The sequence below is a fragment of the Chitinophagaceae bacterium genome (assembly GCA_030053935.1).
Taxonomy (GTDB): Bacteria; Bacteroidota; Bacteroidia; order Cytophagales; family JASGCU01; genus JASGCU01.
Genome location: JASGCU010000122.1, coordinates 1 through 5,492 on the forward strand (window position 1 = coordinate 1; position 5,492 = coordinate 5,492).

Annotated in this window: 3 protein-coding genes; 1 reads left to right on the top strand and 2 read right to left on the bottom strand. The window is 33.4% G+C overall.

From position 1 onward, the window contains the following. Window positions 1-50: 50 nt before the first annotated feature. Window positions 51-491, bottom strand: coding sequence for a single-stranded DNA-binding protein (gene ssb, locus QM536_09345; protein MDI9357213.1), 441 nt, complete (start codon window positions 489-491; stop codon window positions 51-53). A gap of 52 nt (window positions 492-543) precedes the next feature. Next, window positions 544-2,601 (bottom strand): Ig-like domain-containing protein, encoded by a 2,058-nt coding sequence (locus QM536_09350; protein ID MDI9357214.1) that lies wholly within the window; start codon window positions 2,599-2,601, stop codon window positions 544-546. A 334-nt stretch (window positions 2,602-2,935) separates the two neighbouring features. On the opposite strand from QM536_09350, the gene pheT reads away from it, so the two are divergent. Then, window positions 2,936-5,341 (top strand): phenylalanine--tRNA ligase subunit beta, encoded by a 2,406-nt coding sequence (gene pheT / locus QM536_09355; GenBank protein MDI9357215.1) that lies wholly within the window; start codon window positions 2,936-2,938, stop codon window positions 5,339-5,341. The last annotated feature ends 151 nt before the right edge of the window (window positions 5,342-5,492 follow it).

The window sequence follows — 5,492 nt, forward strand, 5'->3', positions numbered from 1 at the left end:
GGACACTCTCATATAAAAGTGTTGAGATAAAAAGCAAGGAGATGAGATACCTAAAATGGTAAATCATCGGCATTATCAGGAGTATTGGATGTATCTGTATAAGAAGAAGTGCTTTCTGATTTTGAAGAGTATGAATCTTTATTTTCAGAAGATGCATATTCACTTTTTCCTAATAGGAGCATTTGTTTTCCTTCTATTTCTGTATTTTTTCTTTTGGTACCATCTTTTGCTTCGTATTCTCTTGTTTTGAGTTTACCTTCTACATATACTTGACTTCCTTTTTTGAGGTATTTTTCTGCTATTTCTGCCAAAGGAGACCATACTACCACACGGTGCCATTCTGTATTGGTAACTTCTTCGCCATTCTCTTTTTTGTATTTTTCACTTGTAGCCAAAGAGAAATTAGCTACTGTTCTCCCACTATCCAAACGTCTTACCTCTGGGTCACCTCCAAGATGCCCAATTAATGTAACTTTATTTAATCCAGACATAATTTATTGTAATTTATAATTGAAGATATAATATATAATTGTTTATTTATTTTCATTGGAACATGGTGCTGTATCCTGTCCTTACATTTGCGGGACGACACCATATAACCGCATAATTATAAGTATCTACCAAAGTATTAGAAATAGTAAACGTTCTTGGTCCTACATTTCTTCCGTTAGAAAGAGAAGATACAAGTTTTGCACTTGAAATATTGGTTTGAGAGTTAGACAGGTGGAGTTCTATACTGAGAGCAGGATCTATGTTTAAATTATTATGAAACGTTATCAAAAGAGAATCGTTATTCATTTGTGTGATAGATATATCGCCCATTGCATAATGACCTACGGGATTCATAGAAGCTGTTCGGGTAAGTTTTGATATAACATTTACTTTAAAATTGTTACTGGATATACCATCTACTGTTCCTGTGATATTTGCTGTTCCCATTGATACCGCTGTCACAATGCCATTGCTACTGATAGATACTATATTATTGTTACTGGATTTCCATATTACTGTTTTATCTGTAAGGAGAGTTTGTGCGGTATTATATACTTTTGCAGAGATGCTGAGGGTTTGTTGTGGTGTAAGAAAATTTTTAGATGCGGATAATTCTACTCTTGCCACAGAAGATTGGGGCATAGCATTTACTGCTAAGGTATAATTTGCAATATAATTACTTGCTTTTGCGTGTATCACAACCATTCCGCTTGTTTTACCCGTCACTAATCCTGTAGAGGAAACAGATGCAATACTTGGATTTTCAGAATACCATGTAATGGGCTTATTGGCAATAATTTGTTGTGTAGAATTGAGTGCTGTTGCAGATAGTGCTAAGGTTTCTCCTATTTCTATTGTATTTTTTGCGCCGGTAATGGACACAAAAGTAGCCACAGTATCTACTCTGTTATTAATGCTGTCCGATGTAATAATTATTTCAAAAAGAGATTGTATAGTAGGAGCAGTAACAGAAGATGCTCGAATAGACACTTGTCCTCTTTTTTTTGCCATCAATAATCCTTTTGTGTTTATGGTTGCTTTTGCAGTATCAAGAGATACCCATATTACTTTTGCATTCATTATGGTGGAAGATGTTCTATTATAAACGGTTGCTTTCAGAGAAGTAGTATCTCCTCCTCCTATAAGTTGTCTTCCGTTTATAGTTATGCTCACAGGAATCGTGTCTAATGCAGGTACTCTGTTTTGTTCCAATACTGCTAAGGTATAATTTGCAATATAATTACTTGCTTTTGCGTGTATCACAACCATTCCGCTTGTTTTACCCGTCACTAATCCTGTAGAGGAAACAGATGCAATACTTGGATTTTCAGAATACCATGTAATGGGCTTATTGGCAATAATTTGTTGTGTAGAATTGAGTGCTGTTGCAGATAGTGCTAAGGTTTCTCCTATTTCTATTGTATTTTTTGCGCCGGTAATGGACACAAAAGTAGCCACAGTATCTACTCTGTTATTAATGCTGTCCGATGTAATAATTATTTCAAAAAGAGATTGTATAGTAGGAGCAGTAACAGAAGATGCTCGAATAGACACTTGTCCTCTTTTTTTTGCCATCAATAATCCTTTTGTGTTTATGGTTGCTTTTGCAGTATCAAGAGATACCCATATTACTTTTGCATTCATTATGGGAGAAGATGTTTTATTATAAACGGTTGCTTTCAGAGAAGTAGTATCTCCTACTGTGACGATTTGTTTTCCATTTATAGCTATGTTTGCAGGGATAGTGTCTACTATTTCTCTTTCTAAAATGTTGAGTGTTATTTCTTCAGATTCTATACCGTTAAATTGTGTTTTTATTCTTATTGATCCTCGGGATAAAGCAGTAACAATATTGTTTTTTACGGACACAATGGTTGAATCAAATCCGTACCATTTGTTATTTTCTATTGTAAAAAACTCATTGTATTGATTTTCAGCAATTGCTTTGAGATGAATCGTATCCTTAATATAGAGGGGCTTGCTACTATTATAACGTACTGTTATATTTGTTATTTTATCATCTATAGCATCTTCGAAAATACAATTATGAAAAAGGTACATAATACAAATAGAGAAAATAATGGAAATGCATATTTTTTTTTTTTTCATTATTGCGGTGGATTTTAAATGTATATAAAATTGAAAAATAGTATTACTTTTTTGTATCTATAAATGTAGATGTTTTAAATAATATTTATATTATGTTGTATGGTAATGGATAATTTTGTTACTTTTTATTATTTTTTCATAAAAATAGTATTGTATGTATAAAAAACAAAAAAATAATTCTATTTTACACTTTTTTAAAAATATTGTGAAAAATGTTTTGGATTTTTCTAAAATGACAATTTTTCTTCATTATCTTATAAGATTACAAAAGTCATAGCTTTTGTTTCCTTTTAATTTCTATTTTTTTTATTTCATAACTATACAAAATTATCAAATGAATATATCTTATAATTGGCTTCAAGAATATATTACAATAAACGAATCCCCTCAAACAATATCGGAACAACTTACACAATTAGGGTTAGAAGTAGAATCAGTAGAGGAATTAGGAATAAAAGGAAGTTTAAAAGGAATTGTGGTAGGGGAGGTGATAGAATGTGCAAAACATCCTCATGCTGATAAACTCAAATTAACCAAAGTAAGCATTGGAGAGGGGGAACTATTACAAATTATTTGCGGTGCTTCCAATGTAGCAAAAGGACAAAAGGTATTAGTTGCATTACCAGGAACTACTATTTATAATAAAAAGGGAAATCCGCTGACGATTCAAAAAACAAAAATACGAGGAGTGGAATCAGAAGGCATGCTCTGTTCCGAATATGAAATAGGAGTGGGAGAAGACCAAAGCGGAATAAAAGTTCTCAACGCAGATATCAAAAATGGGAGTCCCGCAGCAGATTTTTTTTTATTCCAAAATGATACTGTTTTTACCATAGGATTGACCCCAAACCGCATAGACGCTGCATCTCACTACGGAGTAGCAAGGGACTTAAAAGCCCTCACGGGAAAAAAACTTTTTTTCCCCAATACTGATGCCTTTCGCGTAGAAAACACCTCTTCTCCGATACAAGTGATTGTAGAAAATACTGAAGCATGCCCTCGCTACTCTGGTATAACCCTATATGGAATACATATACAACCTTCTCCTGAGTGGTTGCAAAACTATTTGAATGCTATTGGCATTCATCCTATTAACAATGTAGTAGATATTACAAATTATATCCTGCATGGCTTAGGACAGCCGCTTCATGCTTTTGATGCTGATACCATTATTGGAAATAAAGTAATAGTAAAGTGTCTCCCCGAAGGCACTCCTTTCAAAACTTTAGATGGAAAAGAAAGAATCCTCTCATCTGAAGACCTTATAATATGTAATCAAGTAGAAGGTATGTGTATTGGTGGTATTTTAGGAGGGGAGACCTCTAAAATTACCGAAGGGACAACTAATGTATTTGTGGAAGCGGCTTATTTTAACCCTCAGTATATTAGAAAAACTGCTCTCAAGCATTCTCTCAAAACCGATGCTTCTTTTCGTTTTGAAAGGGGGATAGATCCTACTAAAACTGTCGAAATTCTTAAATATGCGGCTCTATTGATAAAACAATTAGCGGGAGGAAGTATTACTTCTGAAATTATAGATATATATCCACAAAAAATAACCTCCGTTTCTATACAAATGAGCTTTCATACTATACAACGACTCATAGGAAAAAACATAGAACCCGACACAATTTTTTCCATTTTACACAATTTGGAAATAGAAGTAGCCGAAAAAACCAACAAAGGATTCAATGCCACCATTCCTCCTTACCGAGTGGACGTAAAACAAGAAGCAGATGTTATAGAAGAGATACTACGAGTGTATGGATATGATAATATAGAGATGCCTACTCACATGAGTGCCGGTTTTCTCTCCGAATTTCCATCCAAAGATGCCCATAAAATCCAAACACACATAGCGGAGTTCTTGACCGCAAAAGGATACTTTGAAATTATTACTAATTCCCTCACCTCCTCTCAATACACAGCTTTAGAACTTTATAAAAAAGAAGAAAATGTATCCATACTCAATAAACTGAGCGAAGAACTAGATGTTATGAGGCAAAGTTTACTCTTTTCGGGCTTAGAAGTTATTGCACATAATATCAATCACAGACAAAAAAACTTAAAATTCTTTGAATTTGGAAAAGTATATAAAAAAACAAGCATGTATGAAGAAAAACAACAAATAGGGATTTTTATTACGGGTAATAAACAAGAAGAAAATTGGAAAACCCCCTCCGAACCAATGGATTTTTATGATATTTCTGCTCCCATACAAGAGGTATTGTCTCGGCTGAATATCCAAAATTATTCTACTAAACCCACGACACATAAAGCTTTTGACTACGGGATTGATTGGTTAGTGGAAACAAAATGTATTGCTACCGCAGGAAAAGTAAAAACAAAATACATAAAATCAGTAGATATAAAACAAGAAGTTTTTTTCGGTGAAATGGATTGGGAATCTTTCATACATATGTCAAATCCTGCGATAGAATACCAAGAAATTTCCCGATTCCCCGAAGTGAGAAGAGACTTATCTTTGGTTGTGGACAAGACAATACTCTATCAAGACATTGAAAAAATAGCAAAAGAAACCGAACCCTCTCTTCTCAAGAAAATAAATGTCTTTAGTGTCTACGAAGGAGAAAATATACCATCCAATAAAAAATCTTATGCAATAAGTTTTACTTTAGAATCCGATAAAGAAACTCTTACAGACCATCAGATTGATACTATTATGAACAAACTTATAGAAGTGTTTGAAAAAAAAATAAACGCTTATATAAGAAAGTGAAAAGAAGTCATAATAAGTTTCATTGTTTCCCCTACGGAGCATAAGAAAACTTTGGAAAAGTTAATGAAACCTTCATATCTGTAGCATCTTAATGAATAATCACTTTCTCCGCCTTCAAAATCTCTCCTTTTTCCCCATATACCACCACAAT

Excerpts from the sequence above, each read along its gene's own strand:
- ssb (MDI9357213.1), bottom strand. The coding sequence starts at position 491 with ATGTCTGGATTAAATAAAGTTACATTAATTGGGCATCTTGGAGGTGAC.
- QM536_09350 (MDI9357214.1), bottom strand. The coding sequence starts at position 2,601 with ATGAAAAAAAAAAAAATATGCATTTCCATTATTTTCTCTATTTGTATT.
- pheT (MDI9357215.1), top strand. The coding sequence starts at position 2,936 with ATGAATATATCTTATAATTGGCTTCAAGAATATATTACAATAAACGAA.